Source organism: Bacillus sp. V5-8f (assembly GCF_002863565.1).
GTDB lineage: Bacteria > Bacillota > Bacilli > Bacillales > DSM-1321 > Peribacillus.
Map to the genome: position 1 here is coordinate 102012 of NZ_PGUW01000018.1, position 19432 is coordinate 121443.

22 protein-coding genes are annotated in these 19432 nt (G+C 34.4%); 4 read left to right on the forward strand and 18 right to left on the reverse strand.

The annotated features are described in order from the left end of the window. Positions 1-200 precede the first annotated feature (200 nt). The 9 genes from CUU64_RS16985 to CUU64_RS22745 form a co-directional block, all read right to left on the reverse strand. On the reverse strand, positions 201-542 hold the full coding sequence (locus tag CUU64_RS16985) for a DUF1048 domain-containing protein (RefSeq protein WP_101634814.1): 342 nt from the start codon (positions 540-542) through the stop codon (positions 201-203). 171 nt (positions 543-713) lie between these two features. After that, on the reverse strand, positions 714-944 hold the full coding sequence (locus tag CUU64_RS16990; protein WP_101634815.1) for a hypothetical protein: 231 nt from the start codon (positions 942-944) through the stop codon (positions 714-716). Positions 945-1559: 615 nt separating this feature from the next. Further along, entirely contained in the window at positions 1560-1955 is a 396-nt protein-coding gene (locus CUU64_RS17000) for a GNAT family N-acetyltransferase (RefSeq protein ID WP_101634817.1), read from the reverse strand. A 749-nt stretch (positions 1956-2704) separates the two neighbouring features. Next, positions 2705-3550: a methyl-accepting chemotaxis protein gene (locus tag CUU64_RS17005; protein ID WP_257985567.1), complete on the reverse strand. Its 846-nt coding sequence runs from the start codon at positions 3548-3550 to the stop codon at positions 2705-2707. Positions 3551-4009: 459 nt separating this feature from the next. Continuing rightward, positions 4010-4990, reverse strand: coding sequence for a DNA/RNA non-specific endonuclease (locus CUU64_RS17010; RefSeq protein ID WP_101634818.1), 981 nt, complete (start codon positions 4988-4990; stop codon positions 4010-4012). A 438-nt stretch (positions 4991-5428) separates the two neighbouring features. Then, the gene (locus CUU64_RS17015; RefSeq protein WP_101634819.1) at positions 5429-5803 is read right to left on the reverse strand and encodes a DUF2750 domain-containing protein; all 375 of its coding nucleotides are present in this window, start codon (positions 5801-5803) and stop codon (positions 5429-5431) included. 227 nt (positions 5804-6030) lie between these two features. Next, a complete protein-coding gene (locus CUU64_RS17020) occupies positions 6031-6195 on the reverse strand; it encodes a hypothetical protein (RefSeq protein WP_257985568.1) in 165 nt (54 codons plus the stop codon). Positions 6196-6302: 107 nt separating this feature from the next. Further along, positions 6303-6839: a sugar O-acetyltransferase gene (locus tag CUU64_RS17025; protein ID WP_101634821.1), complete on the reverse strand. Its 537-nt coding sequence runs from the start codon at positions 6837-6839 to the stop codon at positions 6303-6305. 532 nt (positions 6840-7371) lie between these two features. Beyond that, entirely contained in the window at positions 7372-7662 is a 291-nt protein-coding gene (locus CUU64_RS22745; RefSeq protein WP_257985569.1) for a hypothetical protein, read from the reverse strand. Positions 7663-7886: 224 nt separating this feature from the next. On the opposite strand from CUU64_RS22745, the gene CUU64_RS17035 reads away from it, so the two are divergent. Continuing rightward, entirely contained in the window at positions 7887-8072 is a 186-nt protein-coding gene (locus tag CUU64_RS17035) for a hypothetical protein (RefSeq protein ID WP_101634823.1), read from the forward strand. 375 nt (positions 8073-8447) lie between these two features. Here the strand turns inward: CUU64_RS17035 and CUU64_RS17040 are convergent, their stop codons facing one another. After that, positions 8448-9479 carry an STAS domain-containing protein gene (locus CUU64_RS17040; protein WP_101634825.1) on the reverse strand — a complete coding sequence of 344 codons (1032 nt, stop codon included), beginning with the start codon at positions 9477-9479 and terminating at the stop codon, positions 8448-8450. Positions 9480-9852: 373 nt separating this feature from the next. Here CUU64_RS17040 and CUU64_RS17045 point away from each other — a divergent pair, with 373 nt between their 5' ends. Beyond that, entirely contained in the window at positions 9853-10116 is a 264-nt protein-coding gene (locus tag CUU64_RS17045) for a hypothetical protein (RefSeq protein WP_101634826.1), read from the forward strand. Between the two features lie 586 nt (positions 10117-10702). Beyond that, on the forward strand, positions 10703-11578 hold the full coding sequence (locus CUU64_RS17050) for a DMT family transporter (protein WP_101634828.1): 876 nt from the start codon (positions 10703-10705) through the stop codon (positions 11576-11578). A gap of 139 nt (positions 11579-11717) precedes the next feature. On the opposite strand, the gene CUU64_RS17055 is transcribed toward CUU64_RS17050, so the two are convergent. The 8 genes from CUU64_RS17055 to CUU64_RS17080 form a co-directional block, all read right to left on the reverse strand. Further along, on the reverse strand, positions 11718-12746 hold the full coding sequence (locus CUU64_RS17055; protein ID WP_101634829.1) for a DUF1835 domain-containing protein: 1029 nt from the start codon (positions 12744-12746) through the stop codon (positions 11718-11720). A gap of 102 nt (positions 12747-12848) precedes the next feature. Then, on the reverse strand, positions 12849-13550 hold the full coding sequence (locus tag CUU64_RS22160) for a hypothetical protein (protein ID WP_180954652.1): 702 nt from the start codon (positions 13548-13550) through the stop codon (positions 12849-12851). Positions 13551-14011: 461 nt separating this feature from the next. Beyond that, positions 14012-14845 carry an STAS domain-containing protein gene (locus CUU64_RS17065; RefSeq protein ID WP_101634831.1) on the reverse strand — a complete coding sequence of 278 codons (834 nt, stop codon included), beginning with the start codon at positions 14843-14845 and terminating at the stop codon, positions 14012-14014. 404 nt (positions 14846-15249) lie between these two features. Continuing rightward, positions 15250-15918, reverse strand: a complete 669-nt coding sequence (locus CUU64_RS17070; protein WP_101634832.1) for a DUF2642 domain-containing protein — start codon at positions 15916-15918, stop codon at positions 15250-15252. Between the two features lie 15 nt (positions 15919-15933). Continuing rightward, on the reverse strand, positions 15934-17289 hold the full coding sequence (locus CUU64_RS17075; RefSeq protein WP_101634834.1) for an arsenic transporter: 1356 nt from the start codon (positions 17287-17289) through the stop codon (positions 15934-15936). Then, a complete protein-coding gene (locus tag CUU64_RS22750; RefSeq protein WP_257985570.1) occupies positions 17282-17413 on the reverse strand; it encodes a hypothetical protein in 132 nt (43 codons plus the stop codon). The genes CUU64_RS17075 and CUU64_RS22750 overlap by 8 nt, the downstream gene beginning before the upstream one ends. Positions 17414-17567: 154 nt before the next feature. Then, a complete protein-coding gene (locus CUU64_RS21740; protein ID WP_142383645.1) occupies positions 17568-17711 on the reverse strand; it encodes a DUF2642 domain-containing protein in 144 nt (47 codons plus the stop codon). A 56-nt stretch (positions 17712-17767) separates the two neighbouring features. Then, a complete protein-coding gene (locus CUU64_RS17080; protein WP_142383646.1) occupies positions 17768-18271 on the reverse strand; it encodes a hypothetical protein in 504 nt (167 codons plus the stop codon). 675 nt (positions 18272-18946) lie between these two features. Here CUU64_RS17080 and CUU64_RS17085 point away from each other — a divergent pair. Then, positions 18947-19363: a DUF1284 domain-containing protein gene (locus CUU64_RS17085; protein ID WP_101634836.1), complete on the forward strand. Its 417-nt coding sequence runs from the start codon at positions 18947-18949 to the stop codon at positions 19361-19363. Positions 19364-19432: the final 69 nt, after the last annotated feature.

Consider the following 19432-nt stretch of genomic DNA (forward strand, 5'->3'; position numbering starts at 1 on the left):
TCAACTTCAAATATCCTTTATTAAACTAACCTGCCCTTTAGTTGAATAAGAAAAATGGATTGCAGCAGCAATCCTTCTTAAACTCAAGTACCCGTTACTTTAAGTACATTCTTTATACAAAAGTTAGTACATAGTTGCTTCGAACAACTCGTTAAATCGTTAGTGTCGATGCTAGGCGAAAATTCACTAGGATTTCGCCGTTAACCACGACCAATGGTATCGTTCAACTTCTTGTGATACTTGTCATTCCAAGTTTGCTCATCCTTCACTAGGTCGTCGCAGAAAGCAGCCACGTCCTCGCCCGTAAGGTCAGTGACTTTCTTGCCTTCTGCTGCTCCTTCCTCGAAGAGGTCGAGAATGCCGACAAAGATACGGCTGCTGTCCTTCCAGTCGGTGGGACCACCACCAGCAGTCCACATATATTTTTGAATAGCTTTGTAAGCATTGCAGTACTCACTTGGAAGTGCCTTCGCACGTGCCTCCATCTCCCTCCATTCCCGCTTGTCATCCAGACTTCCGATAATTTTTTCAAAAATATTCATTTTACTTCTCTCCTTTTGATTTTATTATTTTTGAGTTCGTTAATTTTACTTGAGACGAATTCCCACTTTTTCCATAAGTTTGTGAAGAAATGTACTTCAGCTAACCTGCCCCGTTAGCTGAAGAAGAAAAATCCAGCCAATTGGAGCTAGATCTTAAGCAGTTGTACCGTATTAAGAAACAAAAAAAACACTTGGAATGTTAAGATCCATTACTTCCTTTCTTAAAAAACTCGATGATAAAATCATAAACGCTGCAATTCCTATATAGGTACTGGCCATTGATTGATTTGGAGTTATCTCTGAATATTTAAATGTACCTGTGATAGGAGGAGCAATCCCGAATATAAAAGATAAAAAACCTAACCAAAAAGTTACTTTTCCGAACAGGGAATGTTTTTTCATCTTTTACCTCCTTTTAAGTTCATTTTAACACTTGTTAGGGCTTCAACATTAGCCTGCTTCTAAACTATCCCTAATAAGCGTACTCAACAACAAAGGCATTAATCCGTCCGGATTAATAACCTTGTTATAGTCACTGTATGTAAATATGGTATAATATTCCATAGAATAAAAAAGGAGGAAAAGTATGCCTTTAATTATCCCAATGCTTATTATTATTATCTCATTGGTTCTTTCTCATAAAATTAAGAAACCAAAATATGTCCCTTTATTCTTTTTTCTATCGTTTTTCTGTCACAATATCTATATGACTTCACAGAATGTTAAATTTTTACCTTTATTTTATTGGACAATAGCTTTTACAATGCTATCAGCTTTAACAATCATTGCTTCCCGCTCCCTTACAAAAATAGCAAGAAGTTGAGCTCGAGTGCTTATATGACCTTGTCAATGACAAGTATATAGGCACACTTGCTCCTTTTTTATTCAATTTTATAATTTTAACTGTATTCTTCTTGAACTAACCTGCCCCTTTAGCTCAATAAGAGGAATTCAATAAAAAAGGCCGTTAATTCTTCCTGGATCAACGCACCCGTTTGCTGAAGAAGATTACAGATATTAGTCAGATTGAGGTAACATTTTAATAAAGTATTTTGGGGATTCAGTAAACCCTTGTCGCATATAAAACCTATGTGCATCTTTTCTCCTTGAATGGCAATGGACTTCGATTCTATCGCAATTTCTTTTTATTGCTAAATCAGTAGAGTATTCTTCAATCTTTGGTCCTATCCCCTTACTTCTAATGTTTGTATCAACTGCAAAATAACTTATCCTTGCGAAGTCTCCTTTTACAGCTAATTGAGGTATAAAATGAATGGAAATTAAAGCAATAACCTTTTCATCTTCTTCAAACACTAATAATTCCTCATTGGTTTCCATAAGAAGTGTTTCCACTTTATCTTTTATAAATTGCTCCGTATCTGGATACTCTAACTGGGTTAATAAAGAAGAAATTTGCTTCCAATCCTCAAGATCGGCTTATCTAATCCCCATCCATTCCTCTCTCCAATTTTATCAATATATTCATACCTATAAGAAACTTTGATTTATTATTCAAACTAACTGCCCGTTAGCCACCTATAAATCACAAAAACAGCGATTCACCACAGAGAATGAAAATGCTCCTAAGCCGTCCATACTGTTTCTATGGCCGGAGAGGAAGGTCGATACACTATGGTGCCATTGAGCCCATCCGTTAGGCTGACTCCAACTACCACGGTGTACACCGACTGTCGCACCCTTGATGGATAGCACTCATGGGAGATTAATCCTAATTCTGGTTGTTGCTCCAGCTGCACTTATTTTACTCCAACGAGAAAGGTCTGAATCCAAGCCATGTACCACTAATTTTATATCTAACTTTTATGAGGCCCAGCCTCTTTTTAAAAACTGGTTTTTCTGGGTCTATTTTGTATGCCTTTTTTCAGTTTTTATTTTCATGGGAGTTTTATTTGTTTTAAAGGAATAATAATTCATTTTACAAAAACCAGTTAATGGGAAATTTCGTTTAAGAACCATAAAAAAAGGTCCTGGAAACCCAGCACCCTAAAATTCATCAGCCTATTCAATTAGCTTCTTTCAATTCATCAACAACATCCAAGAGCAATTTTAAGGCACATATTTACTCCCCTTTAACTTGTATCTGTTCTAGTTCAACAACAAAACTAAATGAAGTTGCTATTCTATGCAACTTCATTTTTGCATTATAATTCCGAGGCGTACTTGTTTAATTCTTTACTCATAGTTTCGATTTTTGATATAAACATTGAAATGTCCTCTGTGGACATCGCTTGCTCCTTGCCAACGGAAACCACTTTCTGGATGGATGTAGTGATATCGTCCATTGACTTTTGGATATTTGTTAGAGTTTCCCTTATTTTTTCAGTAGAGGACATTGTTTCAGCTGAAAGTTTTCTAATCTCGTTAGCAACTACTGTAAATCCAGCCCCTTGCTGACCAGCTCTCGCGGCCTCAATAGATGCATTTAAACCCAATAGGTTCGTTTGATCCGCCACTTTCTTTATAAATTTTAAGACTTCATCGGTTTTTTTTACTTCTTCTGAACCTTCTTTGGCTTGTTCAAGAAGAACGTTACTGATACCCGCAAGAGTTTCAGAACCTTCTGTAATGTTAGTGACACGAGTATTTGCTTGTTCAAGTGATTGGACAATCTCCTCTGAAATCCTTCTTAATGCTCTTTCATTTTGTTTCTGGAGCTGAATAGCTACTGAACCAATCACTTTTCCTTCTGCAACAATAGGGGTTGCTAAGCCAGTAAATGGAATACCAAAAAACATCTCGGGGACTTCTTCCTCAATAGATTTATTATATTTTATACAGGCAGCCAAGGGTTCTCCTGGGTTTATTTTCAAGCCTCGCCGTGCTCCTATATCAATTTTTCTCCCTGGGTGATAACACAGCCATTCATTAGTATCTGTTAACCCAATAGCGATATCCGGTAACATAGAATGAACTACAGGAATAAATTTTAAGTAGTTCTCTAAAATAGGATGTACAGCATTGGAGTTAAGTGTCATATAGTTCGTCATTTTTCTATCCCTCTTAATTAGTTTAGTAAAGCACCCGTTAGTTCTATAAAATAATTGTTATTTAATAAGTAATAGGTTATTGAACATTCTGGTTATTCATTAATGATTGATCAGTTTTTTCCTGTATAGTTTCTAAAACTAGTTCTTGTTTCCAAACATTCTCATGCCACAATCATCTTCATCTTTGCATACCCAAACTTTTTTCTTAACTTCTTTGCAACCGTCGTCAAGAAATACCGTTTTATACTCAATCTCTTTCTTCGTTCGTGTTTCCGCATACAAAAAATTCTTCAGTCATTTCATTCATGCCCCTATTCTATTTATTTAGAAAATACACATTTTTATATACATAATTTTACCATCTATCATATTGATTGGTTGCACTTAATTAATATTTTTTATGCTACTAAACTGCTCCGTTACTTCAATAAGAAGAAAAGAATCGCCGCATAACCCCATTTATTCACCTACTAAGCCATCACCATCTCTATCATCCATATATTGATAGAGCCATGAATCTCGCGTAATTGGCATTTTAAAGCCAGCAGCTTTGGCTTCAGAGATCGTAACACTTCCATTATGATTGGTATCCACCTTACTAACAACTTCATTGCTACTTACCGGTTCGTTTACCGGTACATTGTTTGTTTTCGGTGGCGTACTGCTCGTACCTGTCGTTTTCCCTAAATTTTTGTTCACTTCATCTGGGTTTACATTGTCAAATTCATCTGTAATGGTTCTGCCCTGAATTTTGTATGTGAATTTATAATGGTTAGGAATTTGCGTCTGAGTATTTGGATATTGAATCACTGCTACGAAATCTGTACAACCTCCAGCATCTCGAATTACTTTTTCCATATAAGATTGATTGCCGTGCCTATTGAGAATGCTGTCTTGAGGTGTAATGTTATATGCGTTAGATACTCCCCCAAGTGAATCAGCAATTACATGCCCTTCATCTAGCGTTGGACTCTCTGTGCCGGGAACGTTTGCTTCATCGGAATAGTATCTCCCAGACGATGAAACATGTTCAGTATTCGGATTTTGGAGTGTTACTTTTTTCGCCTCAACACGAATGAGCTGACCGTAGTCATTTGCATACGCCCAATATTCCCGTCCTCCGAAACCGACATCCACTTTGGCATTTGGCTGTCTATATCCTGACATGTCCCCGCCGTCTACTTTAAGTAGGGTATATTTGCTGTCATCAAATCCGCCCGCTGTGCCTGTTGCCTTTGGCGTGCTGGATGCAGGAGCCGCTTTGGTGGGTTCACTGTCACTCTTTGGTTTTTCCGTGTCATTAGTTTTAACAGTCTTAGCGGCCGCACTTGTTTGGGATTGCACTTTTTTTGTCGAAGCCTGTTCGGTAATGGTTCCGCAACCCGCAAGGAAGGATAGCAAAACCACTGTCGCTACAACGGAAATTACTCTTTTGTTCACATTTCTGCACACCTTTCACATGTTTCTCCACCATACAATTCGTATACAAGCAATAACACATTTTGAACTTTTGTTGGAATATATCTATCTTTGGTGTTGAATCCTTATTCAACTAATCTGCACCTTCTGTACAAGAAGAAAAAGCTGCCAAGACTGACAGCTAAGAGCTAAGTTATTTAAGTTAAAACAAGATATTCTTAACATAAAAGAAGCCGTATAAGAGCCCAATCAATTGGACAAATAACGGCGAAGTAACTTAATTATTATACCATATCGAGGTACTTTACTTGGTTTAATTTATTTTTTATTTTTTCAGCTATCCTGCCCCTTTAGTTCAATAAGAAAAAGCCTTACTCCTTATTGAATTAAAGCACCCATTACTTTAAGTACACTTTTTCACAATCTTATCCCTTAGTATGTTGAATTTCTTTTCCTGCCTTAATAATTCTCTAACTCATTATTTAAATCTCTTAATAACACATCTATCTTGACCATTACTGAATCTTCATTTATTGGGAAAATGGATGGTTTAACTCTATCTTCCTTCATACCAACAAGCCAGTTTTCAATAAACTCATATAAGTCAATTGGTTCAGCTTTGAATTTATTCCACTCATTAACTGCACAGTATTCCGCAAATTCTTTTTTAGGAAAGAAAGGAATCAACATATTTCCATCATCATCCTGTGTTGTTGCCCAACCATCGTCATATAACCCCCAAACTTCCTCATAATCAGTAACCTTTTTAATAAAATACTCATATCTTATATTTGGTGGCTGTTTAATGACCGATTCAAATTCTTTTTGGTTCATATTAAATCCTCCAGTTACTGCATTTAACAAGGCATTTTACATATTCTCCAATACTGATAAAAACACCTTCTTGAGCTAAACTGCATCCTTTAGTTTAACTAGAAAAAAGAGCCGCAGATGTTTAACTCTTGCCCACTTTAGTTTAAGTGCAATATTTCACATATCTATTCAATTTAACTCACCTGAATAAACCTTCAGTTTTTCATTAGCAATTTCCATTGCATTGTTTAAGTTGTCAGTAAGTGATAATCCAGTCGACTTTTGTAGCCAAGTTTCCCATTCACTATCCCAAAATAAACGTCAATTTCTAAAAGTCCATCTCTCAAACGTTTATTTATTTCCACTTTATATGCCTTACTAGGTGAGTATATTTCTTTAACAAGTTCAAGCATTATTCTAAACTCCCCTATGAAATATGTTTTAACCGCAACTTTGTCCAACTCTAGCACCTGTTAGTTTAAGTACAATATTTCACAATCTTTCTTGTAGCATAGGAACTTTATATATTTTTCAGTATCTTTGCAGGATTTCCTGCCACTATTGAATTAGTAGGTACATCTTTCGTAACAACAGAACCAGCAGCAATTATTGAATTATCTCCAATAGTGATTCCAGGTAAGATAACACAACTACCACCTATCCAGACATCATTGCCTATCTTTATTGGAATCGCATAACCACTCTTGTGTCTATCTTTAGGTTCGATTGAATGACCAGCCGTGTATAGTCCAACATTAGGACCAATCATACAGTTGTCACCAATCCTTACTTCTGCCATATCTAATATCGTACAGTTATAACCAGCATAGAAATTGTCTCCAACGTGGATGTTGTATCCTAAATCACAGTGAAAATTATGTTCAATACTCGGATTTATTCCGACACTTCCGAACACTTCCTTAATAATTTCCTCTTTTCTTTCTGAATCTTCGATTGGACAATTGTTAAACTCTTGAACAAGTTTATGGGCAATAATATTTTTCAACCTTAGTTCATCCGTACCTCGTTCGTAATAAATTTTCTTTTTGTCCTCCATACCTAATCCCCTTTCTTTTGTTATTTATAAAATACCACATTTTCTTAAAGTAACCTGCTTCGTTAGCACAATAAGAAAAGCTGTCTCAATGACAGCTCTTTTCTTAAACTCTAGCAACCGATAGTCAACAAGTTCATTCTGTTTTAGATATGTCATCAGGATTAATTATTTTGAATACATTCTTTCAGGAAGTTCGTTCCAAAACTTTATTAGTGCATCGCCATATCTTAAAAAGTCTGATTCACCAATATTTAAGACTATTTCTGTTAATGTGCTTTTATATAGCTCTAATAAATTTGAATTTGATACTTGGCTTTTAAAAAAACTTGGGTTCAACTATTCCAATTGTGACGCTGATCGCCCATCTCCGTGTTTAATTACATTTGCTAATAATCTTAATTCATCAATATTAGACCATATAGTAAGCGTCTCTAAATTGTAATTGAATTCTAAAAACGCTTCCTTTATTTCATCTATACCTCTGGTACAGAAATTTTTAAAAGTGATTTCATTATTCTTTTTGTCGTACATTTTATGAGTACGAGAAATTTCTTCGAAATAAAAATTTTCTTACTTGCTGCTCCCAAAACTGATACATTGTAGAAATCCACATTAATTTAGTATTATATCGAATCAAGGATAATCCTTCGAAATGCTCTAATCCTTTTTCCCAAGCGGCTTCAGCGAAATCTCCTTCGTCGTGATAATCCGGATTGAAATAGGCACCCATTTCTCTATAATGTTCATCAGCAATTTGTTTTGCTTCTTCTTCAATGTTATCAAATACTGGAGCTATTCTTTTTGTATATGTATCAATATACAATCTATAAGGTTCCTTAAATTTTGATCGCAACGAATCATACAAATTTCATTAGGTTCACTACATTTGTCTTGCGATGTCAGTTAGATTATCAGATGTCTGATAGTAAAAACGCACTGTATATCACCTTTACAGTTTTTTGATTGCTTAATTAAAACTTCCAAATATTTATAATACTGTTAAAAATAAATAAGGATGGAAAATTAGAAAGAAAGGACTAGAGTTAAATGATTTCAAGAAAGAAATTGGGTATTTTCCTTACCTTCATGGGTGCATTAATAGTTATTATACACACTCAATTTGTATATCCAGAATTGATGTACACACACTGGATCGGTGGCTCATTATTCTTTATCGGCCCTTTAATCATTATTCCTGATTACATTCAGAAGAAACCGAATGATGATTTGTAACGAAATTTTTTTCGAAAAATGAGTAAGTAGAACTTTGTTGATCTTCTCTTTGACTCCTCTCTTTTCCCCTAGGGAAGTCTTATTCTATTTTACAGTATGAGTCTATTGTCCACTTCCACTAACCGCCCCGTTAGTGCAGTAAGGAACGTAGAACGTACCTGCCTGTGGGGCTTTGACCCCGTCAGCTAAACCGTTCGCCCCCTGCTTGCAGAAACATGATTGAGGCTGGTTGGGGCATAGATCTCGTATAACAAGCGAAGCTGTGACACTGCATGGAGGAATTAGGGGTACTGGGAAAATTATTAGTTTAGAGGAGGATTTAGACGGTGTTGAATGCACAAATTCAGTCGAATAAAAATACAAAAAGAAGGCGTTTTATTTTGCCTTCTTTCTTTTTATTTCAAAACCGATTTGTTCAATTGCAAATTCTACCCCTTGTTGTAGCGTAGCAAAGGTATGTACATTATTCAGTTGAATGTTTGTTTTTGACATCATAATTGCTTGTTCTCCGGAGATACCTACAACAAAGCATTCCCCACCTACTAAGCGGATAGAAAGAATCAGCTTTTGTATCCCATCCATAGTGTAGCTGTCCAATCCTTTCACACCCGTTAGGTCAATTAGCAGATAACTGCCTTGTTGTCTGGTAAATTCAAGCAGTGAACGTTCAATAAAATTTGCCACGCGTTCTTCATTAAAATTACCTATAAGTGGTACAACAAGAATACCTTTTAAAACTGGAATAATAGGAGTTGATAATTCTTTTACAAGGGTGGAAAGTTCTTCAGTTCTTTCTTTTACCTTTTGCTCCAACTCTAAAATATGTTCTGTCTCTTTTTGTCTTGCCAATTCGAAAATGTTTCTTGAGGGTGTCACATCAGAAGGAAATATTTCAATTTCATCGTATTCATTTCCATCCAATTGACTTTTATTGATCTTGTACCATACCTTTTGTTCAAATAAACCTGTAAAAACCCCTGCCCAATGGCTAGGCAATAACACGCCAGCAGTTTCCTTGTCTGTATTATTAAAAATTCTATGTTCCCAGCTGTTGGTCAACTGAACGACTGCTCTCTTTTCCTCAAAATTATAGTAAGCAATATTAACATTACCCCAGCCTGCGTTTCTGTATATGTCGCTATATTCTTCAAGGAGTTGTTCGAGGTCCCTTCGGCCACTATAATAAGATGATACTAAGTGACCCATTCGGTACCCTGTTGCTTCGTAAACAGTTTTAGATACAACTTCACCAGAAACTTCTTCAATGGTTTTTAAAAATAATTCTATTGCTGAATCCCAAAACAAAAGTGCTGGTGCACCATCAAAGGTAAAGAGCCCGTTTTTTGGGTCCCAGACGAACTCGTTACTGTTTACTTTAACCGTAACTTTGTCCTTTACAAACGTCATAGTATTCCCTCCCGGCTATTAATACACCCGTTTATTTTAGCATACATGCATCATTTAGGTTTCAATAAATCAGTTCTACATGAAGTACCTTTATTAAATCCACCGTTCTAGTTACTTATACTAATTAAAACTATTTCGTAAAGAAAATGTTAGCTTACTATTTGAACACATAAAGATATCATTATCCAAAACAATAATCAGCCTGTAAATAATTGTTTCTATTTCGTTGATCTATTATATCCAAAAACAGCAACCGCAGTTGAAAAGGCCATTAGGAGTTTTCCTGAATTATCACCTTTCTTATACGAGGATTTCCATATGAACTTGATTATTCTAAAGGAGAAACTGCCTTTTAAAAAAAGCAGTATCCAATATGGTTAAAGGCTATTGGCATAGTTATAACACTAATGGACACCACAAAAGGGTGGATTCTTCAACTTTGGAAGAGGTCGCCACAAAGATTTCGAGGACTTACCCGTTTGGAGAAGCGATATTCAGTTTTGAGAATATTGATTGGATTAAGACAGATGAACCAATGAATCGAACTGAAATTAGCCTAACTCATATCGCTGTATGTGATTTTTTGCCAAACAATAAAACGTTTCTTTCCAATTCCATTACTTTTACTAATGGCTGAGATATACCCATAGGTGTTTTCTTCTAAATGCTATTGTGGAGATTCCACACCACCTTAATAGTTGTGAGTTACAATCCTCTCTGTCTAAAATTGAGGAAAGCATAAAGAGCTTAAGCAAGAGATATAAGGTCAAAACACTTACAGTCCCTTTAATAGGAAGGAGGTCCTTTTTTCCTCCTTCAAAGTGAATGTATTCTTCAACTAACCTGCCCCTTTAGTGGAAAAAGAAAAGCTGCTTCAAAGCAGCTAGGATCTTATACTCAAGCACATTTACTTTTAGTACAATTCTTCACAAACTTGTCCTATTTTACAGTTCTTTATTACAGAAATGCTACCCCCTTTTTGTAATTAAAGCAGTAAACTTCAAGTATCTGTTAATACAAACGTCTTTTTTATTGTATACTTATTTAAACTTAAGAAAATGGAGGTTAGTTTATTATGCCATTATCAAAATCAATTTCTAATCCAAGTGTTAGACTGGCTACTTCTCCACCACCACCGTTTCTGCTCATAAACACGCTTATATTTAAAACAGATTAAGAATCTGCGAAATATAAGCTGTTTCGCAGATTCGAAGGAGTAGGAAATGAAATCTAACATTCAGTTTATATTATCGATGATTATTTTTGGAACAATTGGTTTAGTTATAAGATACATTGACTTATCTTCGAGGGAAACAGCATTTTTAAGCAGCTCAATTGGTTGTCTCTTTTTACTACTTGTATTCTTTAATCAGAGAAAAACATTTACTTGGAACAAGATTAAGAGTAATGCGTTAGTTCTTTTGGCATCAGGAATAGCCTTGGGAGGAAACTGGATTTTTCTTTATCAATCCTATGATTACACATCTCTAGCAAATGCTACATTAGGTTATTACTTTGCACCTGTTTTTGTGATGTTACTTTCACCCATTGTTTTAAAGGAACCACTACCTATAAAAAAATTAATATGTATTGTTATAGCAGTAATAGGGATGATGTTCATTGTGGGAAATGGTATAAGCGCATCTGGAAAAGATGATCTACTTGGAATAATTTTGGGGTTATTTGCAGCAGCATTTTATTCTGCATTGATGTTGTTAAATAAGTTTATCAAAGAAATAGACAGGTTGGAAGTAACCATTATTCAACTGGCTACAACAGCTTTTATTCTAATACCTTACGTTCTTATTACAGAAGGATTTAACATACTAAATATATCAACACCCTCCATTCCTTTTATCATTTTATTAGGAGTAGTAAATACAGGAGTAGGGTTTTGGTTGTATTTCTCTGGTATGGAAAAATTAAAAGGTCAAAGTATAGCTATGTTGAGTTATGTTGACCCATTTGTAGCTATTTTAATATCCGGAATAATTTTACAAGAGCAATTCACGCACTTACAAATCATAGGTGGAATTCTCTTATTAGGTTCTACTTTTATTAGTGAAATGAGGCTCCGAAGATTTCAAGTAAATAATTAAAAGAACATTCTCTACTGTAATAAAGAAAAAGGATAATACCTTTATTTAGGTATTGTCCTTTTTGTTGTAATATTTTAAGTTGTTATGAATTTACCACAAAAAAGAGAAGCATTTTTAGTGCTTCCCTCCAGCAGAACATTTACTTAAATTTAATACTGTAATAACGCATTGCTTCTAGGCTACCTTTATATTCAAAAATTCCCTTTTCAATTAATTTCCTAACCCTATATTCCAAAAAGCTGTCACCGATATATTGAAGAATATGTCCATAAACTTCACCGACTAATCTTGCACACATAAGAAACCCCTTTTTCTTCCCAATCAGCTTCTTAGCTTTTTCAATTATAAAATCATCGTAGTAGTTTTCAGCTACAACTTTTATTTCTCCGTTTTCCCATATTCTTAATGTACCGAAATTGTTTGAGAGGTCTAACCACTCTTTTTCAAAATGCTTACGCTCTATGTCTGATAAAATCTGCTTGTTTTCTTGGCTATATTTATATATGGTTTGTAATTCTTCTTCAATTATTTCACCCGAAAATACGGGTACATACCTCTTAGCATTTTTTTTATACAATTCTCTATACAATTTTGCAGTATCAATGATTGAAATATTGATTTTTTGTTCCCGCAACAAATACATTGTAAAAAGAAGAGCTGTATGTTCATGTGCATTTTCAGATACCCATATGTAAATTGGAACATTTTCTGGAATTGATGATAATTGAGCAATTACTCTCGGAAAACTTTCTTTATAAAATTCAACTTCATATTCATTAGTAAGGTTGTTTTTTAACCAATCGATTCTATCTGTTTGACCCTTTTCGGAATCTAAACTGTATATAGGAGCAATAGAAAAATTATCGTGGAAAGCAATAATAAACTCTTCTTCAAGTAAGTTTAATTCTTTTAATGGCTGTCTTAAAAATGGGTATCCAAATTGTATATGAACTTTTTTGTAATTACCTTTTCCAAATGGATCTGGGTCTGTAACTTTTGGATAGAGAATTTCATTAAAGATTTCTTTAAGGTCTTTTGCCAACTCAACTAAAGAATTCTCTTTATCCTCTAACAATGCAATCCTATAAAGAATAAATTGCAAGTATGACCTTACTTCCTGTTCTGGCAAGTCCTTTACTTTATTCTTTATATCGTCGAGAATATCCATCTAAAAACTCCTTCTAAATCAATTAAAAGTATTAATCATAAATAAAAAATGTACTTTTTGAAGATATTTTCTAGCCTGCCCCTCTGTTTACTCGCGTATAAATCACTTATTTAGTTCAATAATTTCTCGGCATTGCTCAAATCCTGCCTTTGTTTTGCTATATATCGGAAAACAAAGGTCATAATTTCCTGATAAAACGGTTTCTAAAGAAGGAAAGAAAAAATCCACAAAGAACAAATCCTTAACTGAAAGATTCACCAGAAACTCAAGTGCCTCTTTATCACTGATTTTATATATACCCTTGTTAGTAGCAAAAATCTTTCTAAAAATGCTCGCTTCCATCCGATTTAAGGAACTTAAAATGAATTTGAATTCTGCTTTGCTTACTGCTTTTTTATTGAAATAGACAAATGAATCTTGTTTTTCTACATAATCAATCACAATCCCATTCACTTTTTTATCCATTTCGTAAGTTTCAGAGGATTTTTCATAAATAACTTTTAGGTTCTTTTCATCAAGCCATTCAATAGAAAAGTCTTTATCTGACCTAAATGTATTTCCCGATTCATTTTGAAAATCGTCATCTTTATCTAAAATGGATAATTGAGGTGAAAATCCCGTTGTTGCTCCACAACTTCTTTTGAAAACATAAGCCACATTCTCACCTCTAGGAGAAGGGACTTTTTGTACAATATCATTTCCACACATATCTCCAAATAATGTATCCAATACATATTTACCAACCATAAATACAGCAAGGATTGTGATTATTGTTATCAAAATAGGTTTCACTTTATTTTTCATTTAACTCACCTTGATTCTATTTGTATATGAGGTTTTATTTAGCATTCCCAAAAGTCCTTCTTGCACTAACCTGCATCCTTTAGTTTAACAAGAAAAAAGAGCCGCAGATACGACTCTTTGTTTAGCTCTTGCACACGTTAGCTTAAGAGTAATAATTCACAATAAAAATGATCTTACCCTTGAAGAATCTGACCTGTTGTAAAGACGAAGAGAAAGAAAATGCACTTAGAAATTAGTACTTTGAAATTTTTTCATTTAAAAATCTTATAATGGCACAGGTTTCACACCATTTTACCATATATTCGAATTTTCAATTTAACTTCCGGGTCGCAAAAAGAAAAGAACCGCCGCAGCGATCCTTTGATGTTCTATATGCTGTTTGGTAATACCTGTCACCTGTGATTATGGTTCGCACTGCTTCGACTACTTTTTAGCTAACTTACCCATTATGGAGACAACAATTACCCAATATCTTCTAGAGCTTGTTGAAGTGTGGCGTAAGTTTTAATACTCGAAAAATTGATGCCTGAGTTGATAATTCTTGATACTAAATCCGTTCTAATCCCTGTAAACACTGCATTAATCCCTAGCAACCTAAGAACATCATATATTGTAAAGATTCGAGCCGCAGTTTCGGTATCGATAGAGGCAATGGATGAGAAGTCAATAATAACACATTCAATTTTCAACTCAGTGACTCTGGGTATGACTCTATTCATAATAAATTCACTTTTTTCTACATCAATATCTCCAATTATCGGAAGAACCGCGATACCATTTTGTATAGGGATTATAGGTGAAGATAGTTCTGTGATCTTCTGGTCCTGCTTTGCTTTGGTTTCTTTTGTTATTCTCTCTCGCTTAAGAATAGTTTCAGTAATACTTAAATCGAGAAAATAACTTAATCTACTGGTAACAGTGATAACTTCCTCAGTAGTTAGTCCATGGTCAATGCATAATTGAGACAAAATTTTTATTAATAGCTGTCTAGTTTCCGCATAGGGTTTTATAAGACTCGATAATTCCTCAATATATTGAGCATCTTCCGGTGTTTCCTGTTTGATGAGCCATTCAATGAATCTAGGTTCAACCTCTTCATTCGAAAATTTAAGCGTAATCCCTAAAAATTTAAGAAATTCAGCATTAGTATCAATTGATTTATCTATTATTTCTTGTGGTAATGTTATTTCTATCTTACTCAGATTATAATTAACAATTTCCCTGCTTATTGATTCAGCACTCTTACTTAAAAAATGTGCGAATTCTTCAATTGAATTTACCTTTTCAAAACCCATAGAGCATTACTCCTAAGTGTCTATTTTTTCTTAAGTATATTGGTTGCAAGCACACTTGTCTATCAGCTATAAATAACAGAATAAATCAAAAAAATGTACTTAAAATATACTGCCCCTTTAGTTGAAGAAGAAAAAGCCTTACTCCTTATTGAAGTAAAGCATCCGTTACTTTAAGTACTTTAATTCACAATCTCATCGGTAGTACAAAAACTCTCTTGGTACCGACCACTCCATGGAAAAAGCCAACAGCCATAATAAAATGAGGGAAAAATAAAGCGGATTGAGTCCCCATTTTTTTACTAAAAGATAGATATGTAGGAAGTGGGTTTTTCGTAAAGGATTCTCACCTTGTTTAAGCTTTAGAGAAGGAATATCAAAAAGGCAGCATATTTGCTGCCTTTAATTCAGGGTAGGTGAACTGTTTTAATATGATGAAGATTTAAATATACAGGTTCCTCCCTTGCCGTAATAAGTTCAATAAAATTATCTTCTAACTTATTAATTTGTCCAATTAAATTGGAGTTTTCTCCTATATTAATAATAATTAAGCTACCGACCAGTTTTTCCACTTGTACGTCAAAGCTTCTTGCCATTGATAGTTTTGATGGATGTACAGGAAGATCCTTGTTACTTAAACCATAAGGAGTTTGATTGTCTGTGTATGGGATAATCCACTTTAAATGAATTAAAGGTATATACATAGTCTTGTAAACTGGTGAATAGAATTCAAAGTAATTATTCATCACCCTTGTTATATAACCATGTAAAGGCTGGTTACCAGTTACGTATATTTCCGTGAACATCCCTTTCGTGGATAAAAGAGTTTTTCGTAGTGATAATTCTTCCTCAGCTTCAATTCCAGGTGAGTCTACAGGAAGGGAAATCTCCTCGTTTTCCGTAGTATTTACTTTGCAATTTTGAATATGAATTATTGGAACATACACAAAATCCTGTCCATTAAAGATAACCACTACATCAATACCAGTATCAACCAGTGTACCAAAAAGGAATTTTTTTCCGGAAATTTCTATTTTAATTGTTTTTTCTCTGAGATATTGTAAGATTTTACTCATAATCATTTCTCCTTCCTACATTAATAACCAAGTGGTCCAAAAATACAGCGAAAATAAACTTATGATTAATCCTATAGGAATTATCAAAAAGGTAACTTTAAGATACTTTCCCCAGGAGATATCGATGGAGTGTTTCTTCAACATATACATCCAAATTAATGTAGCCAGCGTACCAACAGGCGTTAACAAAGCACCTATATCGCTTCCAATCACGTTAGCAAGATAAGCAATTTGTACAAGGTGAGGATCCAATCCCATCTCTGTTATCGACAGAGTCCCTATCATAACTGCAGGAAGATTATTGAATAAATTGGATAGGATAGTTAATAATATGCCCATTATCATGGTAGCGTTGAATGGGCTGTCCATAATTAAGGGTTTTAAATTGCTGACTATATAATCATTCAAGCCAACATTCTTCAAACCATATACCAGCACGTACATATTGAAAGCAAATAAAAGAACATGCCAGGGTGTTTTCTTTACAATATCGGTAAGACCAGTTTTGGTTTTATACCATCTGAGAATTATCAAAAGGAACGCTCCCACCATACCGATCAATTCCAAGGGAACCCCAAATGGTGTAAGTGCGAAGAAGCTCGCCCGAGTTAAAATGACGATTGCAAAACTCATTTTAAACAACTTCCAATCATTATCTTCGGATTGTTGTTTAACATCGAGTGGATGAGTTTGTACATAGCGTGAAAAGGTTTTATCCCATTTTACAGGTACACTGGCAATTTTCCTTGGAAGGTCCTTCTTAAAATATAGATAAAGTAATAACCCGATTGTTAAAATCCCTATCATTGAAGGAACAAACATCAAATTGAGATAACTATTAAGGCTCAGTCCTACAATTTTTAGTGCAATCAAATTGGAAATATTGCTTACTGCTATTGGGGCACTCGCTGCCGTTGCAATTAGAGCTCCTGATATTAGAAAGGGGATTTTTTGGTGAGGTTTAATCTTTAGTAACGTTACAATATGAATAATGATAGGTGTTGTGATAAGGATACTTCCATCGTTATTGAAAAACATTGTCATGAAAAAACATAGGAGATTAGTATAAACGAATAATCTAATCCCTGAACCCTTAGACCGGATGATGATATTTAAAGCAATCCACCTAAAAAACCCAATGCTCTCAAGTACAATAGACATCATTATGGTGGATAATATGGTTAAAGAAGCACCCCTGATAATATCAAATATATATAAAACATCCATCCAAGGAACAATGCCTGCAACTAATACAGTCAAGGCACCTATTGTAGTAGGTATCGTTTCATTAATCCCAAATGGTCTCCATAACATGAGAATAATTGTTAAAGTAAAAATTATTGACATCAAGACAATTTGTGAACTAAGCATTTACCTCCGCCACCTTGTTTTTGGATGGTGTAAGTTTTACGGTATCAGGAGTGGTTTGGTCTTGAGGTTTTACAAAAAAAGAATAGAAGACTCCCCCAATTACAGAAAAAAACAAAATCATCATTCCATGTCCTCCTTTCAATTAGCCTTGAATTGTATCTTAAGGCTTTAACCTTTTTGCCTTCAATTTCCCATGCATTCTTTCAGCAAATTTCATCAATGAATAATATTCGTTTTTTTGTAAGGCATAAACCTGATTTAAGTTAAAATAACAATGTTTATTTAGATTCGTTTTGAATCACAATAAAGTCGCTTTTCACATCAAGTACCATCCCATTATGAACGGTTTTATCATCGGAAATAATACTTATATTAAAACCTATCAGTGAATTAAGTGCCTTTTGAAAATTTTGTTTTTTCATCTGATGAGTCCCCCTTATTAATTGGCCCAGAAGCGACATATCATTTATTAGATATACTATTTTTCTTTTTCTTCTGCTTTATTATTTGTATTGTTTTCCGCTTTTCCATTGTCCTTATTATCTTTATTTTTTTCTGATTTTTCATCTTCATTTTGTTTCTCTACTCTTGCCCCGTAACTGATGCTGCGGATATGGAACATTGACAGGAGAATACTTTCTTCGTTTAGTATTAACGTTACGAATTCATCATTAATATCATGAAGTACGCCTTGAAGCTTCTCTAGACCGCCTAGGTTAATATTTACCCATTGATTTCTGAGGTCATTAAGTAAGCCCTTAAAAGTTGCAGCTGTTTTAAAAGTAAAATCTCCGGGAATTTCCAGTTGAAATTGGAACCCCTTCTTTACATTCTCGGTAATACTTTTCATATGGTCGGTTTTATAGTAGATAACACCTTCTTGCTCAGTTAAAATCGATAAGTGATCATCGTATATGCCTAATAATAATCCTGTCCGAGATTCCGGCCCTCTTCTATCTACCTTTAGAACTTTCCCAACCAAATTAGTTAACCATTCCTTATTGATAATGTTGCCCCTTCCTATATAATCTTTTACCCTGTATGTATATGTGTCATGGAATGACATTGTTTGTGGTAATTGTCCATCTTCTATCAATAAGACTGAAATTCATCAAAAATGTGTATATGAACTAACCTCTAGAACTTCCTAAAGTTAAATGACTGAAATTACTGATTGAACTGAACATCCAGATGTATCCGGAGCGCAGGTATTTGACTGGCTGAAGGAGAAAAATAAAATAGGAGAATATTAATAAATTTGATTGTCATACTAATTGCCATAACTAATCTTGAACTGAAAGGATAATAAATAATAAACAATAATGGTTTCCATGTAACCGTATTGATACTGATTACTAAATCCTCGAACGTATCACCCTCCCCTTAAGGCATGTTAATAGTTTGTTCTAATATGTCCTTTATACATAGAAAAAAATGTATGTTTAAAAAATACTAGTACAAAAAGGAAACATGAATGATATTCTTCTTTTTTTCCAGAATATAATTCCTATAGATAAAAAGGTGATGCACAGGATAATGATCAAAACTTTCTAAATGATTTGTTAAGATATGTTATGATAATTAAGATTTGTTAACCTCTTAATCTTCGTTGTTAACATTTACTTTAGAATCGAATCTGAAATTTGGGAGGATAACTATGTACAAGCTGCGAGGCCATCATCTTTTTTGTCTTTTGGGGTATCGTGGAATGGGCTATTCTCAAGAATACGTGGAAAATATGACACGGCTGCATCAAACCTTGAGAGTCAACCCCTCAACGGGAATTGAAATAGTAAAGGGTCCCGACCATTTATGTGAAAAGTACCCCAACTCAGGTGAATACCACTGCCAAGACGTCCATATTTATGAGAGAGATGCCGCTATACTAAAGAAATTAGGGCTCCAAATCGGACAAATTCTATATTGGGAGGATATTGAGGCGAGAATTCGAAAGCATATTGTTCCCTCTGACATTGAAGGTGTATGTGAATCTTGTTCTTGGAGGAAATATGGGGTATGTGAAGAAGGTGTTCAAGAGATCATTGAAGGGAAGGGCTTAAGGGAAGTCGAGTAATCCTTCCCCCCTTGTTAAAAAAAGTTCCGTTTGTTAGTTAAATAAAGCAAATAATGATTAATCCTATTT